General features: G+C 57.6%; 15 protein-coding genes. 11 read left to right on the forward strand and 4 right to left on the reverse strand.

Translation table 11 applies throughout. The annotated features are described in order from the left end of the window. Positions 1 to 8: 8 nt before the first annotated feature. Positions 9 to 149 (reverse strand): 50S ribosomal protein L34, encoded by a 141-nt coding sequence (rpmH, locus tag C1Y43_RS20290; RefSeq protein ID WP_000831330.1) that lies wholly within the window; start codon positions 147 to 149, stop codon positions 9 to 11. Between the two features lie 601 nt (positions 150 to 750). On the opposite strand from rpmH, the gene dnaA reads away from it, so the two are divergent. The 4 genes from dnaA (at position 751) to gyrB (ending at position 6943) form a co-directional block, all read left to right on the forward strand. Continuing rightward, positions 751 to 2154, forward strand: coding sequence for a chromosomal replication initiator protein DnaA (dnaA, locus tag C1Y43_RS20295; RefSeq protein WP_031279599.1), 1404 nt, complete (start codon positions 751 to 753; stop codon positions 2152 to 2154). Positions 2155 to 2159: 5 nt separating this feature from the next. Further along, entirely contained in the window at positions 2160 to 3260 is a 1101-nt protein-coding gene (dnaN, locus tag C1Y43_RS20300) for a DNA polymerase III subunit beta (RefSeq protein ID WP_010617831.1), read from the forward strand. Between the two features lie 171 nt (positions 3261 to 3431). Further along, positions 3432 to 4517: a DNA replication/repair protein RecF gene (gene recF, locus C1Y43_RS20310; RefSeq protein ID WP_058758201.1), complete on the forward strand. Its 1086-nt coding sequence runs from the start codon at positions 3432 to 3434 to the stop codon at positions 4515 to 4517. 17 nt (positions 4518 to 4534) lie between these two features. Beyond that, positions 4535 to 6943, forward strand: a complete 2409-nt coding sequence (gene gyrB, locus C1Y43_RS20315; protein ID WP_104189500.1) for a DNA topoisomerase (ATP-hydrolyzing) subunit B — start codon at positions 4535 to 4537, stop codon at positions 6941 to 6943. Positions 6944 to 6985: 42 nt separating this feature from the next. Here gyrB and C1Y43_RS20320 read toward each other — a convergent pair whose 3' ends face one another. Both C1Y43_RS20320 and C1Y43_RS20325 read right to left on the reverse strand, forming a co-directional pair. Continuing rightward, positions 6986 to 7291 carry a helix-turn-helix domain-containing protein gene (locus C1Y43_RS20320; protein WP_058758199.1) on the reverse strand — a complete coding sequence of 102 codons (306 nt, stop codon included), beginning with the start codon at positions 7289 to 7291 and terminating at the stop codon, positions 6986 to 6988. Further along, a complete protein-coding gene (locus tag C1Y43_RS20325; protein WP_058758198.1) occupies positions 7288 to 7641 on the reverse strand; it encodes a type II toxin-antitoxin system RelE/ParE family toxin in 354 nt (117 codons plus the stop codon). Before C1Y43_RS20325 ends, C1Y43_RS20320 begins: the two co-directional genes overlap by 4 nt. A 206-nt stretch (positions 7642 to 7847) precedes the next feature. Here C1Y43_RS20325 and yidA point away from each other — a divergent pair, with 206 nt between their 5' ends. From yidA to C1Y43_RS20360, 7 genes are all read left to right on the forward strand, one after another. After that, complete coding sequence (gene yidA / locus C1Y43_RS20330) at positions 7848 to 8657, forward strand: sugar-phosphatase (protein ID WP_058758197.1); 810 nt, start codon at positions 7848 to 7850, stop codon at positions 8655 to 8657. Positions 8658 to 8872: 215 nt separating this feature from the next. After that, the gene (locus C1Y43_RS20335) at positions 8873 to 9571 is read left to right on the forward strand and encodes a FadR/GntR family transcriptional regulator (RefSeq protein WP_021506909.1); all 699 of its coding nucleotides are present in this window, start codon (positions 8873 to 8875) and stop codon (positions 9569 to 9571) included. Then, positions 9568 to 10446: a 2-dehydro-3-deoxygalactonokinase gene (locus C1Y43_RS20340; RefSeq protein ID WP_058758195.1), complete on the forward strand. Its 879-nt coding sequence runs from the start codon at positions 9568 to 9570 to the stop codon at positions 10444 to 10446. The genes C1Y43_RS20335 and C1Y43_RS20340 overlap by 4 nt, the downstream gene beginning before the upstream one ends. Further along, entirely contained in the window at positions 10430 to 11047 is a 618-nt protein-coding gene (locus tag C1Y43_RS20345; RefSeq protein ID WP_021506907.1) for a 2-dehydro-3-deoxy-6-phosphogalactonate aldolase, read from the forward strand. The genes C1Y43_RS20340 and C1Y43_RS20345 overlap by 17 nt, the downstream gene beginning before the upstream one ends. Continuing rightward, positions 11044 to 12192: a galactonate dehydratase gene (gene dgoD, locus C1Y43_RS20350; protein WP_104189502.1), complete on the forward strand. Its 1149-nt coding sequence runs from the start codon at positions 11044 to 11046 to the stop codon at positions 12190 to 12192. Before C1Y43_RS20345 ends, dgoD begins: the two co-directional genes overlap by 4 nt. A gap of 244 nt (positions 12193 to 12436) precedes the next feature. Next, positions 12437 to 13729, forward strand: coding sequence for an MFS transporter (locus C1Y43_RS20355; protein WP_104189504.1), 1293 nt, complete (start codon positions 12437 to 12439; stop codon positions 13727 to 13729). Between the two features lie 106 nt (positions 13730 to 13835). Beyond that, positions 13836 to 15098: a DUF3748 domain-containing protein gene (locus C1Y43_RS20360; RefSeq protein WP_104189506.1), complete on the forward strand. Its 1263-nt coding sequence runs from the start codon at positions 13836 to 13838 to the stop codon at positions 15096 to 15098. Here the strand turns inward: C1Y43_RS20360 and C1Y43_RS20365 are convergent. Continuing rightward, the gene (locus C1Y43_RS20365; protein ID WP_040679624.1) at positions 15076 to 15435 is read right to left on the reverse strand and encodes a YceK/YidQ family lipoprotein; all 360 of its coding nucleotides are present in this window, start codon (positions 15433 to 15435) and stop codon (positions 15076 to 15078) included. The genes C1Y43_RS20360 and C1Y43_RS20365 overlap by 23 nt on opposite strands. Positions 15436 to 15658: the final 223 nt, after the last annotated feature.

A 15658-nucleotide genomic window follows, 5' to 3' on the forward strand; every position in this document is an offset into this window, starting at 1 on the left:
AGCTTTTATTACTTAGAAACGGTCAGACGAGCACGGCCTTTAGCACGACGACGTGCCAGAACCTGACGACCATTTTTAGTAGCCATACGAGCACGGAAGCCGTGAGAACGGTTGCGCTTCAGTACGGACGGTTGAAAAGTGCGTTTCATGGCGATTTCTACCTAAACTTGAAAAATTTCACTGGGTGACGCGTTTTCGGGCCAGTAAAACGACCGACGCCTCAATGTGTCTTTAATAAAGAGGCGGGATTGTAATAATTGTACAGTCCGGAGTCAATTTACTTCGCTGGGCGCGAGACCTGAAAACTCTGATACAGCCCGCTAATTCCGGGCATCAAAGCTTCACGCGCCAATGCCGGGTGGGGAATTATACGGGCTATAAAGGAAAGCGCAAGGATCGTCCAGGATCTTCTTGCGATCGCCGCGCCGATCGTAACGGCAAAAATGCGAGCGCGGTGGAAAATTTCTCGCTTTCAGCCTGATCCCCGCTCGCTTTTTCCGCAGACGGCGTAAACTGATGCATGCCTGGACACCCTGTGGATAAAATGGATCAAAACTGTGTAGAAAGGGAAGATCTCTGAGGCGCTTTGCGCTATGATCCGCCCTTCCGCTGACGATCCTCCTTGCGATCGCCGGGGATGACTACCGCGGATAGCGGTCGCAGGCGCTTTCTGACCGCCTGTGTCAAAAAAGACAGTTTCTATTATTAGCGCCTGAAATTCTTATCGATTTTGTACGAGTGGAGTCCGCCGTGTCACTTACGCTTTGGCAACAGTGTCTTGCCCGTTTGCAGGATGAGCTTCCTGCCACCGAATTCAGCATGTGGATTCGTCCGCTGCAGGCTGAATTGAACGACAATACGCTGGCCTTGTATGCACCAAATCGGTTTGTACTCGACTGGGTTCGGGATAAATATCTCAATAGTATCAATGGGCTGCTGAATGAATTCTGCGGTGCGAACGTGCCGCTGCTGCGTTTTGAGGTCGGCACGCGCCCGGTTGCGCCGGTGGCTGCTACGCAACCCGCCATGGCCAGCAGCGTCAGCGCGCCCGCACCGGCTGAGAATCGTCCGGCACCGGCACAGCCGCTGCGCCCGAGCTGGGATTCGGTTCCGGCACCGGCTGATGTGACCTACCGCTCGAACGTGAATAACCGCCACAACTTCGACAACTTCGTTGAGGGTAAGTCCAACCAGCTGGCGCGCGCGGCGGCACGTCAGGTGGCGGATAATCCTGGTGGCGCTTATAACCCGCTGTTCCTGTATGGCGGCACCGGCCTTGGCAAAACGCACCTGCTGCACGCGGTGGGCAACGGCATCATCGCGCGCAAGCCGAATGCCAAAGTGGTTTATATGCACTCTGAACGCTTCGTGCAGGATATGGTGAAAGCGCTGCAGAACAACGCCATCGAGGAGTTTAAGCGCTACTACCGTTCGGTGGACGCGTTGCTGATCGATGATATTCAGTTCTTTGCCAATAAAGAGCGCTCGCAGGAAGAGTTTTTCCACACCTTCAACGCGCTGCTGGAAGGTAATCAGCAGATCATCCTGACCTCGGATCGTTACCCGAAAGAGATCAACGGGGTGGAAGATCGTCTGAAATCACGCTTTGGCTGGGGATTAACCGTGGCGATCGAGCCGCCTGAGCTGGAGACGCGTGTCGCGATCCTGATGAAAAAGGCGGACGAAAACGACATCCGTCTGCCGGGCGAAGTGGCCTTCTTTATTGCCAAGCGTCTGCGCTCTAACGTGCGTGAGCTGGAAGGGGCACTGAATCGTGTGATTGCCAATGCCAACTTTACCGGGCGTGCCATTACCATCGATTTTGTGCGCGAAGCGCTGCGCGACCTGCTGGCACTGCAGGAAAAGCTGGTGACCATCGACAACATCCAGAAGACGGTGGCCGAGTACTACAAAATTAAAGTGGCGGATTTGCTGTCGAAGCGCCGTTCGCGCTCGGTAGCGCGTCCGCGTCAAATGGCGATGGCGATGGCCAAAGAGCTCACCAACCACAGCCTGCCGGAAATTGGCGATGCGTTTGGTGGCCGTGACCATACCACCGTGCTTCATGCCTGCCGTAAAATCGAGCAGCTGCGTGAAGAGAGCCACGACATCAAAGAAGATTTCTCTAACCTCATTCGAACATTATCTTCCTGACGCATATGAAATTTATTGTTGAACGTGAGCAGTTGCTGAAGCCGCTGCAACAGGTGAGTGGCCCGCTTGGCGGACGCCCGACGCTGCCGATCCTCGGAAATTTACTGCTGCAGGTGAATGAAGGCACGCTGCTGCTGACCGGTACCGATCTTGAGATGGAGATGGTGGCGCGCGTGGCGCTGACCCAGCCGCACGAACCGGGCGCGACGACCGTGCCGGCGCGTAAGTTTCTTGATATCTGCCGTGGCCTGCCTGAAGGCGCAGAGATCAGTCTGACGCTGGAAGGTGACCGCATGCTGGTGCGCTCCGGCCGCAGCCGCTTTTCGCTGTCGACGCTGCCAGCCAGCGACTTCCCGAATCTCGACGACTGGCAGAGCGAAGTGGAATTCACGTTGCCGCAGGCCACGCTCAAACGCCTGATTGAAGCCACGCAGTTCTCCATGGCGCATCAGGATGTGCGTTACTATCTCAACGGCATGCTGTTCGAGACCGAAGGCGAAGAGCTGCGCACCGTTGCCACTGACGGCCATCGTCTGGCGGTCTGTTCGATGCCTGTCGGACAGGCGCTGCCGAACCATTCGGTGATCGTACCGCGTAAAGGTGTGATTGAGCTGGTTCGTCTGCTGGACGGCGGTGAAACGCCGCTGCAGGTGCAGATTGGCAGCAGCAACATTCGCGCGCATGTCGGCGACTTCATCTTTACGTCGAAGCTGGTTGATGGCCGTTTCCCGGATTATCGCCGCGTGTTGCCGAAGAATCCTGACAAAGCGCTGGAAGCGGGCTGCGATCTGCTGAAACAGGCTTTTGCCCGCGCGGCGATCCTGTCGAACGAGAAGTTTCGCGGTGTTCGCATCTATATCACCGAAAATCAGCTGCGCATCACCGCCAATAACCCGGAGCAGGAAGAGGCGGAAGAGATGCTGGACGTGTCGTACAGCGGCACCGAGCTGGAGATTGGTTTTAACGTCAGCTACGTGCTGGATGTGCTGAACGCGCTGAAGTGCGAAAACGTGCGTCTGCTGCTGACCGATTCGGTTTCCAGCGTGCAGATTGAAGATGTAGCCAGTCCGGCTGCGGCCTACGTCGTTATGCCCATGCGTTTGTAATAGAAAATATCGGCCTGGCTTACTTGCCATTCTGGTCCCGGGCAGTGCTCGCCCCTGGTCACATACTTCAGTATGCTCCCAGGGCCTGCGCGCTGGCCGTGGCCAGACTGCCTGCGCCGCCAACGGCCTGGATTGTTAATGTTAGGCAACCCCCTCTGGCTGGATTGATTCATGGCTTTAACCCGCCTCCTGATTAAAGATTTTCGTAATATCGAGCAGGCCGATCTCACGCTGGCGCCGGGCTTTAATTTTCTTGTGGGCGCCAACGGCAGCGGTAAAACCAGCGTGCTGGAGGCGATTTATACGCTGGGCCACGGCCGTGCATTTCGCAGTTTGCAGGCCGGACGCGTGATTCGTCACGATCAGGACGCGTTTGTGTTGCACGGGCGGATTGAAGGCAGCGAGCGCGAGCTGGCGGTCGGCCTGAGTAAAAACCGCGCCGGCGACAGCAAAGTCCGCATCGACGGCAGCGACGGCCACAAAGTCGCCGAGCTGGCGCAGCTGCTGCCGATGCAACTGATTACGCCAGAGGGGTTTACTTTGCTCAACGGCGGCCCCAAATACCGTAGAGCCTACATCGACTGGGGCTGCTTTCATGCTTATCCCGGTTTCTTTCTGGCCTGGAGCAATCTGCGTCGCCTGCTGAAACAGCGCAACGCGGCGCTGCGCCAGGTCGCGCGCTACAGCCAGATCCGGCCATGGGATCAGGAGCTGGTGCCGCTGGCAGAACAGATCAGCGCCTGGCGCGCTGAATACAGCGCAGCCATTGCCAGCGAAATCACCGCCACCTGCAGCCAGTTTTTACCGGAGTTTGCGCTGAGCTTCTCCTTCCAGCGCGGCTGGGACAAAGAGAGCGACTTCGGCGAGCTGCTGGAGCGCAACTTCGAGCGCGATCGTGCGCTCACCTACACCGCCAGCGGTCCGCACAAAGCCGATTTTCGGATTCGTGCTGAAGGCACGCCGGTGGAAGATTTACTCTCACGCGGTCAGTTAAAGCTGCTGATGTGTGCGTTGCGGTTAGCGCAGGGCGAGTACCTGACGCGCAGCAGCGGACGTCGCTGTTTGTACCTGATTGACGACTTCGCCTCCGAGCTGGATGACACCCGTCGTCGCCTGCTGGCGGAACGCCTGAAAGCCACGCAGGCTCAGGTGTTTGTCAGCGCCATTGGTGTCGAGCATGTAATCGACATGAGCGACGAAAAGGGCAAGATGTTCCGCGTGGAACAGGGTAAAATAGCGGTTCAACCTGAAGATTAAATGAGCGAGAAACGTTGATGTCGAATTCTTATGACTCCTCAAGTATCAAAGTCCTGAAAGGGCTTGATGCGGTACGCAAACGCCCGGGTATGTACATCGGCGATACGGATGACGGCACCGGTCTGCATCACATGGTATTCGAGGTCGTGGATAACGCCATCGACGAAGCGCTCGCCGGCCACTGTAGGGATATCGTGGTCACCATCCATGCCGACAACTCTGTCTCCGTACAGGATGACGGCCGTGGTATTCCGACCGGTATCCACCCGGAAGAGGGCGTCTCTGCTGCCGAAGTGATCATGACCGTACTGCATGCCGGCGGTAAGTTTGATGACAACTCTTATAAAGTTTCCGGTGGTCTGCACGGCGTCGGCGTATCGGTGGTGAACGCCCTGTCGCAGAAGCTGGAACTGACCATTCGTCGCGACGGCAAAGTGCATCAGCAAACCTACGTGCACGGTGTGCCGCAGGCGCCGCTGGCGGTGACCGGCGATACCGACGCTACCGGTACGCGCGTGCGTTTCTGGCCGAGCCACGATACGTTCACCAACGTCACCGATTTTGAATATGAAATCCTGGCGAAGCGTCTGCGCGAGCTGTCATTCCTTAACTCCGGCGTGTCGATTCGCCTGGAAGACAAGCGCGACGATAAAAACGACCATTACCACTACGAAGGTGGTATCAAAGCGTTCGTTGAATATCTCAACCGCAACAAGAACCCGATTCACCCGAATGTGTTCTACTTCTCCACCGAAAAAGACGGTATCGGCGTCGAAGTTGCGCTGCAGTGGAACGACGGTTTCCAGGAAAACATCTACTGCTTCACCAACAATATTCCGCAGCGCGACGGCGGAACGCACCTTGCCGGTTTCCGCGCGGCGATGACGCGTACGCTCAACGCCTACATGGACAAAGAAGGTTACAGCAAAAAAGCCAAAGTCAGCGCTACCGGTGACGACGCGCGTGAAGGGCTGGTGGCAGTGGTTTCGGTGAAGGTGCCGGATCCGAAATTCTCCTCTCAGACCAAAGACAAGCTGGTCTCTTCCGAGGTGAAATCGGCGGTGGAACAGCAGATGAACGAACTGCTGAGCGAATACCTGCTGGAAAATCCGTCTGACGCCAAAATCGTGGTCGGTAAAATCATCGATGCCGCGCGTGCGCGTGAAGCCGCGCGTCGTGCACGTGAAATGACCCGCCGTAAAGGCGCGCTGGACCTGGCGGGCCTGCCGGGCAAGCTGGCGGACTGTCAGGAGCGCGATCCGGCGCTGTCTGAAATCTACCTGGTGGAGGGTGACTCTGCAGGCGGTTCCGCCAAGCAGGGACGTAACCGTAAGAACCAGGCGATTCTGCCGCTGAAAGGTAAAATCCTTAACGTGGAGAAAGCGCGTTTCGACAAGATGCTCTCTTCTCAGGAAGTCGCCACGCTGATCACCGCGCTGGGCTGCGGTATCGGCCGCGATGAGTACAACCCGGACAAGTTGCGCTATCACAGCATCATCATCATGACCGATGCGGACGTCGATGGTTCGCACATCCGTACGCTGCTGCTGACCTTCTTCTATCGCCAGATGCCGGAAATCATCGAGCGTGGCCACGTCTACATCGCGCAGCCACCGCTGTACAAGGTGAAGAAGGGCAAGCAGGAGCAGTACATTAAAGATGACGACGCGATGGATCAGTATCAGATTGCCATCGCGCTGGACGGCGCCACGCTGCACACCAACGCCAGCGCACCGGCGCTGGGCGGCGAGCCGCTGGAAAGCCTGGTGGCGGAATACAACAGCACCCAGAAGATGATCAAGCGTATGGAGCGCCGCTTCCCGTCTGCGCTGCTGCGCGCGCTGGTTTATCATCCAACCCTGAGCGATCTCAGCGATCAGACAGCAGTGACCGCATGGCTGGAGAGCCTGGTGGCTTACCTGAACGAGCGCGAAGCGCATGGCAGCAGCTATGTGGCACAGGTGCGGGAAAACCGCGAACAGCAGCGCTTTGAGCCGGTGCTGCGCGTGCGTACTCACGGTGTTGATACCGATTATCCGCTGGACAGCGAGTTCATTGACGGCGCGGAATACCGCAAAATCTGTGCACTCGGCGCGCATCTGCGTGGTCTGATTGAAGAGGATGCCTACATCGAGCGTGGCGAGCGCCGTCAGCCGGTTGCCAGCTTCGAGCAGGCGATTGACTGGCTGGTGAAAGAGTCGCGCCGCGGTCTGTCAGTGCAGCGCTATAAAGGTCTGGGCGAGATGAACCCGGATCAGCTGTGGGAAACCACCATGGATCCGGACAGCCGCCGCATGCTGCGCGTCACCATCAAAGACGCCATCGCCGCCGACCAGCTGTTCACCACGCTGATGGGCGATGCGGTTGAACCGCGCCGCGCCTTCATCGAAGAGAACGCGCTGAAAGCCGCCAACATCGATATCTGATATCGCAAAACCCTTCCCAAACGGGAAGGGTTTTTTGTTTTATTAAACGCGCAGAATTCTTCCACCCGAGCCGTCCGGCATTTCAATCAGCAGGCTTAGCTTGCCGCCCATCGCTTCAATGTAGCGCTTAATGGTGATCAGACGCTGATCGGCGCCGCCCTGCTCAATTTGCGTGATACGCGGCTGCTTAACCCCCATCGCTTCCGCAACGGTTCTCTGCGATAACGCTAACTCTTCCCGCAGCAGTTGCAGGCCGGTTTCGAGAATCAGCTCATCTGCCATCAGCTGAATGTCAGCTTGCTCAGCTTCAGTAAACTCACTCTCGATAAATTTTTGTAAGTCGTTCATGAATGATTTTCCTCTGCGTTATTGAGGTAAGCCGTGAACAATTGATCTGCAAGGCATATCATCCGCGCATAAAATTGTTTGTCTCCGGATTTATTGCCAGCACACAAAATGACCGCTTTGCGTTGCGTGTCGAATGCGTATAGCGCCCGAATTGGCTGACCAGCGTACTGTATTCTCAGTTCTTTCATGTTGTGGAAGCGTGATCCGTTAACCGTATCGGCATAGGGCCGTGGCAGCAACGGGCCATAATGCTGCAGGTTTAACAGGGCCGCAGCGATGCGTTTTTTCAGTTTGTTGTCCTGTGCCCGCAACCATTCCCGGAAGGTGTCGGTAAAAATGATTTCCCACATAACGCAATCTCCATATAAGTGATTGCTTATAGTAATTTATAAGCAATAACTTATATGATCAAGCGAATCAGCAGAAGTAAAACACCAAATGCTCAAACTGGATAATGCTGCACAAAGCATGACAGGCGTTATCTGCCGATTAACTGGTCAATGTGAGCTGAATCGCGCTAGCATTAAAGCCAGACCCTGAATTAACCGAGGACGTTATGGCGATAAAACTGATTGCGATCGATATGGACGGCACGCTGCTGAATCCGCAGCACGAAATCACGGCGGGCGTCAAAGCGGCGATTGGCCGGGCGCGGGATAAAGGTGTGTCGATCGTGCTGGCCACCGGACGCCCGTTTGTTGGTGTGGAGCGCTACCTGATGGAGCTGGATCTGCGTCAGCCGGGGCAGTATTGCATCAGCAACAACGGCGCACTGGCGCACAGCGCGGACAGCGGTGAGGTGGTGGCTGAGAAGACGCTTGGCTTTGATGACTATCTCTACCTGGAGCAGCTGGCGCGCGACCTTGGGGTACATTTTCAGGCGTTCGACAAATCCTTCCTCTACACGCCAAATAAAGACATCAGTGAATACACCATTCACGAAGCCAGCCTGACCGGCATTCCGGTGCGCTATCGCGCCGTAGAAGAGATGGACCCGGCGACGCGCTTCCCGAAACTGATGATGATCGATAAACCGGAGCTACTGGATAAAGCCATCGCCGCCTTACCGGCGCGCGCCCGCGACAGTTATACCATTCTGAAAAGTGCACCTTACTATCTCGAAATCCTTAATCCGCTGGTCAACAAAGGCTACGGCGTAAAAATGCTGGCGGAGAAACTCGGCCTGCAGCCGTCAGAAGTGATGGCGATTGGCGATCAGGAAAACGATCTGGCGATGATTGAATACGCCGGCACCGGCGTGGCGATGGGCAATGCGATTGATTCCGTGAAGCAGATTGCGCAGTTCGTGACCAAGACCAATATGGAAGATGGTGTCGCGCACGCCATTGAAGAGCTAGTGCTGTAACCCTCCTCTGATGCGGGCGGCGTTCTGCTGCCCGTCACTTCTCTGCTGAATTTTTGCTGTCAGTGCGCCGATGGGTTGTCTGTTTTGTGATCCATATTGTAGTACAAACAATATATATGGTACTACAATCGCCGCTACAGAATGCGTCAGGGATTGGGCTTTGCACTACGAAAGCAGTAATCTGATTTCTCACGCCTTTCATGGAATCGAACACGATGACGCAGGAACCACTGAGTAAAACAGAGCGCATCATCCAGACGCTGGGTGAAGAGATTGTGGCCGGAAAATATGTGCCGGGCGCCGCGCTGCCGGCGGAAGCGGAGCTGTGCGAGCGATTTTCAACCTCGCGCAACATTATCCGCGAAGTATATCGCTCCCTGATGGCTAAACGCCTGATGGAGATGAAGCGCTATCGCGGCGCGTTTGTCACTTCACGTAACCAGTGGAACTATCTCGACAGCGATGTACTGCAGTGGGCGCTGGCGCACGATCACGATCCGCGCCTGATTGCGGCCATGAACGAGGTGCGCGTGCTGGTGGAGCCGCAGATTGCGCGCTGGTCGGCCGAGCGGGCAACGTCGACCGATCTGGCGGCGATTGAGCTGGCCTACAACGATATGGTGGCCAACCACCTCAACCGTGATGCCTTTAACGACGCAGATATCCGCTATCACGAAGCGGTGATGGCCTCGGTGCATAACCCGGTGCTGCAGCAGCTCAATGTGGCGATCAGCCAGCTGCAAAAAGCGGTGTTTGCGCAAACCTACATGGCGGACTCCGGCAACATGCCGCGCACGTTAGCCGAACATAAAGCGCTGTTCGATGCCATTCGTCACCAGGATGGCGATGCGGCGGAACAGGCGGCGAAGGCGATGATTGCCAGCTCAACCGCCCGACTCAAGGAGATTTTGTGACGCGTTATATCGCCATTGACTGGGGCTCCACCAACCTGCGCGCCTGGTATTACCGCGCCGGTGAATGCGTCGATGAGCGCCGTTCGGAAGCGGGCGTGACGCGCCTCGGCGACCGCACGCCTGCTCAGGTGTTTGCCACCATTACCGACGGCTGGCCGGTGGCCGAAGTCCCGGTGATCATGGCCGGCATGGTGGGCAGCAACGCTGGCTGGCTGGCAGTGCCTTATCTCGCCTGCCCGGTGGCGCTCAATGCATTAAGCGATCGCCTGACCTGCGTGGAAGGAAAAGCGTGGATTGTGCCGGGACTGAGCGTCGAACGTGACGACAACTACAACGTAATGCGCGGTGAAGAAACCCAGCTGCTTGGCGCGGTCACGCTGCAGCCCGCGCCGCTGTATGTCATGCCGGGCACGCACGCTAAGTGGGTGCAGATGGAACAGGATCGCGTCATCGATTTTCGCACCGTGATGACTGGCGAGCTGCACCATTTACTGCTGAAGCAGTCGCTGATTGGCGCCGGTTTACCCGCGCAGGAAGCCAGTCCGGACGCGTTCCGGGACGGTTTGCAGATTGGTAGCCACGACCGCTCAATTCTGGCGCGCCTGTTTGAAGTGCGTGCCGCCCACGTGCTCGGCGCGCGCGATCGTCGCCATATCAGTGATTTTCTCTCTGGCCTGTTAATCGGCCATGAAGTGGCGCAGATGACGCAGCAGTTAACGCATAGCCGCCAGCCGATTGTCATTATCGCCGGCAGCGCGCTGGCACAGCGTTATCAGCAGGCACTGGCCTTTATCGGAACAGATTCAGTCACGCTGGAGGGCGATCGCGCTTTCCAGCACGGAATAAGGAGTATTGCGCATGTCCTGGCCCACTAAACTTCCGCTGATCGCCATTCTGCGTGGCATCACGCCGGATGAAGCTGAAGCGCACGTCGCGGCGTTAATCGACGCCGGTTTCGATGCGATTGAAATTCCGCTCAACTCGCCTGAGTGGGCGAAAAGTATCGGCGCGATGGTGCAAACCTTCGGCGATAAAGCGCTGATCGGAGCCGGCACCGTGCTGCAGGCGACGCAGGTCGATCAGCTGGCGGCGCTCAACAGCAAGCTGGTGGTGACGCCCAATACCGATGCTGCGGTGATTCGCCAGGCCGTGGCGCACGGCATGCTGGTAGCTGCAGGCTGTGCCACCGCCAGCGAGGCCTTTACCGCGCTGCAGGCTGGGGCGCAGGCGCTGAAAATTTTCCCGTCGTCGGCGTTTGGTCCGGGCTACATCAAAGCGCTGAAAGCGGTGCTGCCGCCGGAGGTGCCGGTCTTTGCCGTGGGTGGCGTTACGCCGGAAAACCTGCATGAATTTATCGCCGCCGGTTGCGTCGGGGCTGGCCTGGGCAGCGATCTCTATCGCGCCGGTCAGCCGCTGTCGCGCACCGTGGAGAAGGCCCGCGCATTTATTGCTGCCTATAAGGACGCTGTACGATGAAAATTACGAAACTGACCACTTATCGCCTGCCGCCGCGCTGGATGTTCCTGAAAATTGAAACCGACGAAGGCATCATCGGCTGGGGCGAGCCGGTGATTGAAGGGCGCGCGCGCAGCGTCGAAGCGGCGGTGCATGAGCTGTCGGAATATCTGATTGGGCAGGATCCGGCGCGGATTAATGATCTGTGGCAGGTGATGTATCGCGGCGGTTTTTATCGTGGCGGCCCGATTTTAATGAGCGCCATTGCCGGTATCGATCAGGCGCTGTGGGATATTAAAGGCAAAGCGCTGGGCGTGCCGGTGTATCAGCTGCTGGGCGGTCTGGTGCGTGACAGTATCAAAGCATACAGCTGGGTGGGCGGCGATCGTCCGGCTGAAGTGATTGATGGCATTAAGAAATTACGTGGTATCGGCTTTGACACCTTCAAACTCAACGGCTGTGAAGAGATGGGCATCATTGACAATTCTCGTCAGGTCGATGCCGCTGTTGACACCGTCGCGCAGATCCGCGAAGCCTTTGGCAGTGACATTGAGTTTGGCCTCGATTTCCACGGTCGCGTCAGCGCGCCGATGGCCAAAGTGCTGATCAAAGAGCTGGAGCCGTATCGCCCGCTGTTTATTGAAGAACCGGTGCTGGCCGAGCAGGCAGAATACTATCCGCGCCTGGCGGCGCAGACGCATCTGCCGATTGCCGCAGGCGAACGCATGTTCTCCCGCTTCGAGTTCAAGCGCGTGCTGGAAGCCGGTGGGCTGGCGATTCTGCAGCCGGATCTGTCTCACGCCGGTGGCATCACCGAATGCTACAAAATCGCGGCGATGGCCGAGTCCTACGACGTGGCGCTGGCGCCGCACTGTCCGCTGGGGCCGATTGCGCTGGCTGCCTGTCTGCATGTCGACTTCGTGTCGCGTAACGCGGTGTTCCAGGAGCAGAGCATGGGCATTCACTATAATCAGGGCGCTGAACTGCTCGATTACGTGATCAATAAAGATGATTTTAAAATGGATGACGGCCATTTCTATCCGTTAAATAAACCCGGCCTCGGTGTGGAAATTAATGAAGAGCTGGTCATTGCGCGCAGTAAAAATGCGCCAGACTGGCGTAACCCATTATGGCGCTTTCCGGATGGATCGGTAGCCGAGTGGTAATAACCGTGGTATTGCGCCCGGTCGCTGCGTTTACCGATTTATAACAGCGCCGATTATCAGGCGATTAAACATCTGACTATTTAAACCATGTGCGGAATATATAAGGCACAGGGCAGCGCTCAACCTGTTTTCACCGCGCTGCCAGTTTACCGCTGCTGCGGCTTTTATCTTCGATAACCTTACCCTGTGTTGGCTGCGGCGTGTTTCGGCACGTCCGCCAGCTGACATCTGACGGAGAAACACCATGGATCTCTCTGCTGTTCAGGCGAAACCTACGCGTCGCCGTTATATTACGCTGCTGATGATTTTTATTACGGTGGTCATTTGTTATGTCGATCGCGCTAATTTAGCCGTGGCCTCGGCGCATATTCAGCAGGAATTTGGCATCAGCAAAGCAGAAATGGGGTATGTGTTTTCTGCTTTTGCCTGGTTATATACGCTGTGCCAGATTCCCGGCGGCTGGTTTCTCGATCGCGTAGGCTCACGCCTGACCTATTTTATCGCTATTCTCGGCTGGTCGGTGGCGACATTATTGCAGGGATTCGCCAGCGGCTTATTATCGCTGATAGGTCTGCGCGCCATTACCGGTATTTTTGAAGCGCCGGCTTTCCCGACCAATAACCGCCTGGTTACCAGCTGGTTCCCGGAACAGGAGCGCGCTTCGGCCGTCGGTTTTTACACCTCCGGTCAGTTTGTCGGCCTGGCGTTTCTCACGCCGCTGCTGATCTGGATTCAGGAACTGCTGAGCTGGCACTGGGTGTTTATCATCACCGGCGGGATTGGCATTGTCTGGTCGCTGGTGTGGATGAAGGTTTACCAGGCACCGAGCCAGAGCAAAGGCATCAATCAGGCCGAGCTGGATTACATTCGTGCCGGTGGCGCGATGGTCGACGGCGATGCGCCCAGCGAGAAAAAAGCACGCGTTAAACTCACCGCGGCCGACTGGAAACTGGTGTTTCATCGCAAGCTGTGCGGCGTGTATCTCGGCCAGTTTGCAGTGACCTCAACGCTGTGGTTTTTCCTCACCTGGTTCCCCAACTACCTGACGCAGGAGAAACATATCGCCGCGCTGACGGCCGGCTTTATGACTACCGTGCCGTTTCTCGCCGCCTTTGTTGGCGTGATCCTCTCCGGGATGGTGGCCGATCGTCTGGTGCGCAGCGGCCGCTCGCTCGGCTTTGCCCGCAAGACGCCGATCATCTGCGGCCTGCTGATCTCCACCTGCATTATGGGCGCAAACTACACCAACGATCCGCTGTGGATTATGGTGCTGATGGCGCTGGCCTTTTTCGGTAACGGGTTCGCGTCCATCACCTGGTCGCTGGTCTCGTCGCTGGCGCCGGTACGCCTGATCGGCCTGACCGGCGGCATGTTTAACTTTATCGGCGGCCTCGGTGGCATCACGGTACCGCTGGTGGTGGGGTATCTGGCGCAGGATTACGGCTTTGCGCCCGCGCTGGTGTACATCTCCGTCGTTGCGCTGATTGGCGCGCTCTCTTACATCCTGCTGGTGGGGGATGTGCAGCGCGTGGGCTAAGCTTCCGGGTGCGCATGCCTGCGCACCCGCATTAGCTGCTCAGCTTTTGCTTAACTGAACGGCATCACGTAATTTGTCCGGCAACGGTTACATCTGAGGTTGCCCCATGTCAGAAAAACAACTCACCTTTACTCAGCGCCATCATCAGCTGACCAATATCAACGTCTGGACCGCCGACAGCCAGTGGCTGGCATTTGATGTGCGGCCATCCGGCGCCTCATTTACCAGCCTGACCATTGAGCGCGTCAACGTGCACAGCGGCGCGGTCGAGGTGCTGTATCAGGCGCGCGATGGCGCGCACGTCGGCGTGGTGACCGTGAGTCCGGATCTGCCGCCGCGCTATGTCTGTATTCATGGGCCGGAGCATCCCGATGCGCACTGGCACTATGACTTTCATCACCGGCGCGGCGTGATTGTTCAGCAGGGCATCGCAGAGAACCTCGACGCCTGCGATATCACCGCGCCCTACACGCCGGGTGCGCTGCGTGGTGGCTCGCACGTGCATGTGTTCAGTCCGGATGGCTCGCGGCTGAGCTTTACCTATAACGATCACGTAATGCATGAGCGCGATGTGCGTGACGACCTGCGCAACGTCGGCGTGGCGGTGCCGCTGCATCCGGTATGCCCGCCAAAACAGCATCCGCGCGAATATGACGGCAGCCACTACTGCGTGCTGGTGAGCCACACCCGGCGCGATCCACAACCGGGCAGCGATCAGATTGACCGCGCTTATGAAGAGTGCTGGATCGGTGAGCGTGGCTATCAGAAAGCGGACGGCAGCTGGCAGCGCTGGGCCATCGCCTTTATCGGCGATACGCGCAATGCCAGTGGTGAAAAAGTGCCGGAAGTGTTTGTGGTCGATCTGCCTGAGGCGCTGGCGGACTATGCCAGAGCCGGCAATGCACCGCTGCAGGGCACGGCAGAGCAGCTGCCGGCACCGCCGGCTGGCGTGCAGCAGCGGCGCATCACGCACGGTAAAGGGCTGGCGCTGCAGCCGCGCCACTGGTTGCGCGCTGCGCCGGATGGCAGCGCAATCGCCTTTTTGCAGGCTGACGAGCAGGGCATTGTGCAGCTGTGGACAGTCTCACCCAACGGTGGCGCGGCGCGTCAGATCACCTCACTGCGCAGCAGCATTCAGTCTGCTTTCAGCTGGCAGCCGGACGGCGCAGCCATCGCCTTTATCTGTGATAACAGCGTGATGCGTTGTGAGATAGCCAGCGGACAGTGTACGCGCCTTACCGCGCGCAGCGCGCAACCGCCGGGCGGCGACGCGGTGGTGTGGTCGCCGGACGGGAAGCAGATCGCCTACATGCGCGAGGTTGACGGCTGGCGACAGCTGTTCTGCGTCAGTGCGATTCCGCCGGCATAGCCGCCGCGGTGGCCAGGCTGGCCTGGGTGCCAGCCATCTTCTCGCTCTGCAGCACGCGTTCGCGCGGCGAATCTTTGGTTTTATCGTCGTCGGCGCGGAAGTAATCCCACGGCAGCAGCAGCGTATCCATCACCGCCGAAAAGGGCAGATCGATCAGCGCCAGCGGTTTAATCGCCCAGCTGGTATTGTCATCGGTCAGCATCTCTGCGCTGGCGCGCGTGCCGGGGTAGTAACCCTGGCTGGCACCGGTATGCGACATCACGCTGGAGCAGCCTGATGTGGCACAGGCGCAGCAGACCAGCAGGCCGGTGAGCGGAAAGCGTTTCATCATTTTCATCATCATCATCCCTACAGTCATGGCATGGCCCTGGCTGGAGTGTGTCACCTGACATCCGCATAACTCTGTGGTTATGTCCTTCCCGTCAGGCGAAGCGTCCCCTGAGTGTATGCCATATCGTCAGAATTGCTGCAAAAAAAAGCGCATTGCCCCTTGAAAGCGACCTGAGCGCACCCATCTTTAAGCTACGGTCACGACGCGGTCGCCGACAGGGACACCGACG

Source organism: Pantoea sp. ICBG 828 (assembly GCF_002928355.1).
Classification (GTDB): Bacteria; Pseudomonadota; Gammaproteobacteria; order Enterobacterales; family Enterobacteriaceae; genus Pantoea; species Pantoea dispersa.

What these genes read in the sequence shown, in the direction of transcription:
- C1Y43_RS20360 (WP_104189506.1), top strand. Translation starts at nt 13,836, where the DNA reads ATGTCAGAAAAACAACTCACCTTTACTCAGCGCCATCATCAGCTGACC.
- recF (WP_058758201.1), top strand. Translation starts at nt 3,432, where the DNA reads ATGGCTTTAACCCGCCTCCTGATTAAAGATTTTCGTAATATCGAGCAG.
- rpmH (WP_000831330.1), bottom strand. Translation starts at nt 149, where the DNA reads ATGAAACGCACTTTTCAACCGTCCGTACTGAAGCGCAACCGTTCTCAC.
- C1Y43_RS20345 (WP_021506907.1), top strand. Translation starts at nt 10,430, where the DNA reads ATGTCCTGGCCCACTAAACTTCCGCTGATCGCCATTCTGCGTGGCATC.
- C1Y43_RS20365 (WP_040679624.1), bottom strand. Translation starts at nt 15,435, where the DNA reads ATGAAAATGATGAAACGCTTTCCGCTCACCGGCCTGCTGGTCTGCTGC.
- gyrB (WP_104189500.1), top strand. Translation starts at nt 4,535, where the DNA reads ATGTCGAATTCTTATGACTCCTCAAGTATCAAAGTCCTGAAAGGGCTT.
- C1Y43_RS20320 (WP_058758199.1), bottom strand. Translation starts at nt 7,291, where the DNA reads ATGAACGACTTACAAAAATTTATCGAGAGTGAGTTTACTGAAGCTGAG.
- C1Y43_RS20335 (WP_021506909.1), top strand. Translation starts at nt 8,873, where the DNA reads ATGACGCAGGAACCACTGAGTAAAACAGAGCGCATCATCCAGACGCTG.
- C1Y43_RS20325 (WP_058758198.1), bottom strand. Translation starts at nt 7,641, where the DNA reads ATGTGGGAAATCATTTTTACCGACACCTTCCGGGAATGGTTGCGGGCA.
- C1Y43_RS20355 (WP_104189504.1), top strand. Translation starts at nt 12,437, where the DNA reads ATGGATCTCTCTGCTGTTCAGGCGAAACCTACGCGTCGCCGTTATATT.
- dnaN (WP_010617831.1), top strand. Translation starts at nt 2,160, where the DNA reads ATGAAATTTATTGTTGAACGTGAGCAGTTGCTGAAGCCGCTGCAACAG.
- yidA (WP_058758197.1), top strand. Translation starts at nt 7,848, where the DNA reads ATGGCGATAAAACTGATTGCGATCGATATGGACGGCACGCTGCTGAAT.
- dgoD (WP_104189502.1), top strand. Translation starts at nt 11,044, where the DNA reads ATGAAAATTACGAAACTGACCACTTATCGCCTGCCGCCGCGCTGGATG.